Origin of the sequence: Nonomuraea lactucae (assembly GCF_003313395.1) — a bacterium.
GTDB classification, from domain to species: domain Bacteria; phylum Actinomycetota; class Actinomycetes; order Streptosporangiales; family Streptosporangiaceae; genus Nonomuraea; species Nonomuraea lactucae.
Genome location: NZ_QNFZ01000121.1, coordinates 1 through 2,921, shown reverse-complemented (window position 1 = coordinate 2,921; position 2,921 = coordinate 1). Strand labels below are relative to the sequence as shown.

Below are 2,921 nucleotides of genomic sequence, written 5' to 3'. Positions count from 1 at the left end.
CGGCGTCGTGCTGGCGGGGGACGACCAGGACGCCATCGCCCGGCTGCGGGCCGCCAGGCCCACGGCCGTGAACCTGGCGTGGGGCGTCGACCAGGCCGCCGTCTGGGTGCCCCACGGGCGTGAGGCCGTCCTCAGGGCCGCGCTGCGCATCCGCGACGAGGACATCGCGGCCTGCCGGGCGATGGGCGAGCGCGGCGCCGACCTGCTCGCGCCCGCCGAGAGCGGCGAGCTGTTGCGCATCATGACGGTCTGCAACACCGGCGGGCTGGCCGCCGTCGAGCGGGGCACCGCGCTCGGCGTCGTCCAGACCCTGCACGAACGGGGACGGCTGGCCGAGGTGCTCGTCCTGGAGACCCGGCCGCTGCTCCAGGGTGCCCGGCTGACCTGCTGGGAGCTGGGCAGGATGGGCGCCGGCCACCGCCTCGTCACCGACGGCGCCGGGCCGTACCTGCTGTCGAGGGGCGGCATCGACGCGGTGCTCATCGGCGCCGACCGCATCGCCGCCAACGGCGACACCGCCAACAAGATCGGCTCGTACGCGCTGGCGCTCGGCGCGGAGCGGGCGCGGGTGCCGTTCATGGTGGTCGCGCCCGAGACGACGATCGACTTCGCCACGCCGGCCGGCGACCAGATCGAGATCGAGGACCGGGGCGCCGAGGAGGTCGTCGCGATCCGCGGCGTGCGGCTGGCGCCCGAGGGGACCGGCGCGGTGAACCCGGCGTTCGACGTGACCCCGCACGAGCTGATCACGGCGATCATCACGGACAAGCGGGTCATCAGGCCATAGGCCAATAATCCGGAAATGGCCAACCCATCCACATAGGCCGCGTTACGCTCGGTGGTCCTGTTTTCGGACCTCTGGAGAAGCAGAACGTGGCCATTGACCTCGTGGCACGGCGTGACTGGCGCGCCCGTGCTCCCCGCGGCGACTACACGCGGCTCGCCTCCACCAGGGGAGTGAAGGTCCACTACACGGGCGGCAGGGTCGAGCCCGGCATCGTCGGCGACCACGCCGGGTGCGTCTCGCTCGTGCAGTCGATCCAGCGCCACCACATGGACGGCAACGGCTGGATGGACATCGGATACTCGTTCGTGGCCTGCCCGCACCGCAAGGTGTTCGAGGGGCGCGGGCTGCACAATCTGCCCGCGGCCAACGGCGCGGGCCTCAACTCGGGGCACTACGCCGTGCTCGGGCTGGTCGGGAACGCGGGGCTGGTGCAGCCGACCGACGGCCTGCTGCACGCCATCCTCGACGCGATCGAGCACGCGCGCGAGCGCGGCGACGCGGGCCGGGAGATCAAGGGGCACCGCGACGGCTTCTCCACCGACTGCCCCGGGGAGCCGCTGTACGCCTGGGTCAGGCGCGGCGCGCCCCGGCCCGGCGGCGGGAACGGTGACGGGAACGGCGATGGGGGCACGGCGCCGCCGTTCCCCGGACGGCTGCTCAAGTTCCCTCCGGTGACGCGCGGTGACGACGTGCGCGCCTGGCAGCGGCGGATGCGGGAGCGCGGCTGGGAGCTCGCCGCCGACGGCGCCTACGGGAGCGAGTCGCGCGACGTGTGCCGCCGCTTCCAGCGCCAGCAGGGCATCGACGACGACGGCGTCGTGGGCCCCGTCACCTGGCGGCTGACCTGGGAGGCGCCACAGCGCTGACCGCCGCCCGCCGCTCGCGGGCGGTCCGCGTTGGGGACCCCTGCGTAATCTCCGCCCGAGGGCTCCGCCTACTATCCGACACATGAGACTGGCAGCGGGTTTCCCCACGACCACGCGCGACGACTGGCGGGCACTCGCGCTCGACGTGCTGCGCAGATCCGGGGTCGAGGCCGCCTCGCCGGAGGAGGCGCTGTCCAGCCCGACCTACGACGGGGTGACGCTCGCGCCGCTCTACGACGCGGGCGACCTGCCCGCCGCTGCGCCGTTCGACCGTGCCGCGCGCGCCGCCACCGGCTGGGACGTGCGGCAGCGGCACGCGGTGCCGGATCCGGAGGCCGTGCTGGCCGACCTGGAGAACGGCGTCACCTCGCTCTGGCTCGTCGTCGGCGACGGCGCGATCCCGGTGGGCGAGCTGGGCCGGGTGCTGGAGGACGTCTACCTCGACCTCGCGCCGATCGTCCTCGACGCGGGTCCCCGCACCGACGAGGCCGCGCGGGGGCTGTTCGCGCTGGCCGCCGAGCGGGGCACCCCGCTCACCGGCAACCTCGGAGCCGGCACGGGCAGCGGGCGGGAGGCCGCCGTGCGGCTGGCGCTGCGGTGCGCGGCCGAGTTCCCCGGGCTGCGCGCGATCACCGTGGACGCCACGCCTTACCACGACGCGGGCGGGAGCGACGCCGAGGAACTGGGCTGCTCGATCGCGCTGGCCGTCGGCCACCTGCGCGCCCTCACCGAGGCCGGGCTCGGCGTCGAGGAGGCGTTCGGGCAGCTGGAGTTCCGCTACGCGGCCACCGACGACCAGTTCGCCACCGTCGCCAAGCTCCGCGCCGCGCGCAGGCTGTGGGCCAGGGTTGCAGAGGTGTGCGGCGCCCGGGAGGCGCGGGAGCAGCGCCAGCACGCGGTGACCGGCTCCGCCATGATGACGGCACGCGACCCCTACGTGAACATGCTCCGCACCACCGTGGCCTGCTTCGCCGCCGGGGTCGGCGGGGCCGACGCGGTGACCGTCCAGCCGTTCGACGCCCGCCTCGGGCCACCCGACGCCTTCTCCCGCCGGATCGCCCGCAACACGCAGGCGCTGCTGCTGGACGAGTCGGGAGCCGGCAGGGTGATCGACCCGGCGGGCGGCTCCTGGTACGTCGAGCGGCGCACCGCCGACCTGGCCGAGGGCGCCTGGGCGTGGTTCCAGGAGATCGAAGCGGCGGGCGGCGCCGAGGCGGCCGGGCCGCTGGTGGCCGAGCGCGTCGGCGCGACCAGGGAGCGCCGCGCCG

3 protein-coding genes are annotated in these 2,921 nt (G+C 75.0%); all 3 read left to right on the top strand.

The features are described from left to right. On the top strand, positions 1-787 hold a 787-nt coding region (gene mtnA / locus DQW85_RS08260), incomplete at its 5' end, for an S-methyl-5-thioribose-1-phosphate isomerase (RefSeq protein WP_113699778.1). 86 nt (positions 788-873) lie between these two features. Continuing rightward, positions 874-1,653, top strand: coding sequence for a peptidoglycan recognition protein family protein (locus DQW85_RS08255; RefSeq protein ID WP_113699777.1), 780 nt, complete (start codon positions 874-876; stop codon positions 1,651-1,653). Between the two features lie 82 nt (positions 1,654-1,735). Next, on the top strand, positions 1,736-2,921 hold a 1,186-nt coding region (locus tag DQW85_RS08250; protein WP_113699776.1), incomplete at its 3' end, for a methylmalonyl-CoA mutase family protein.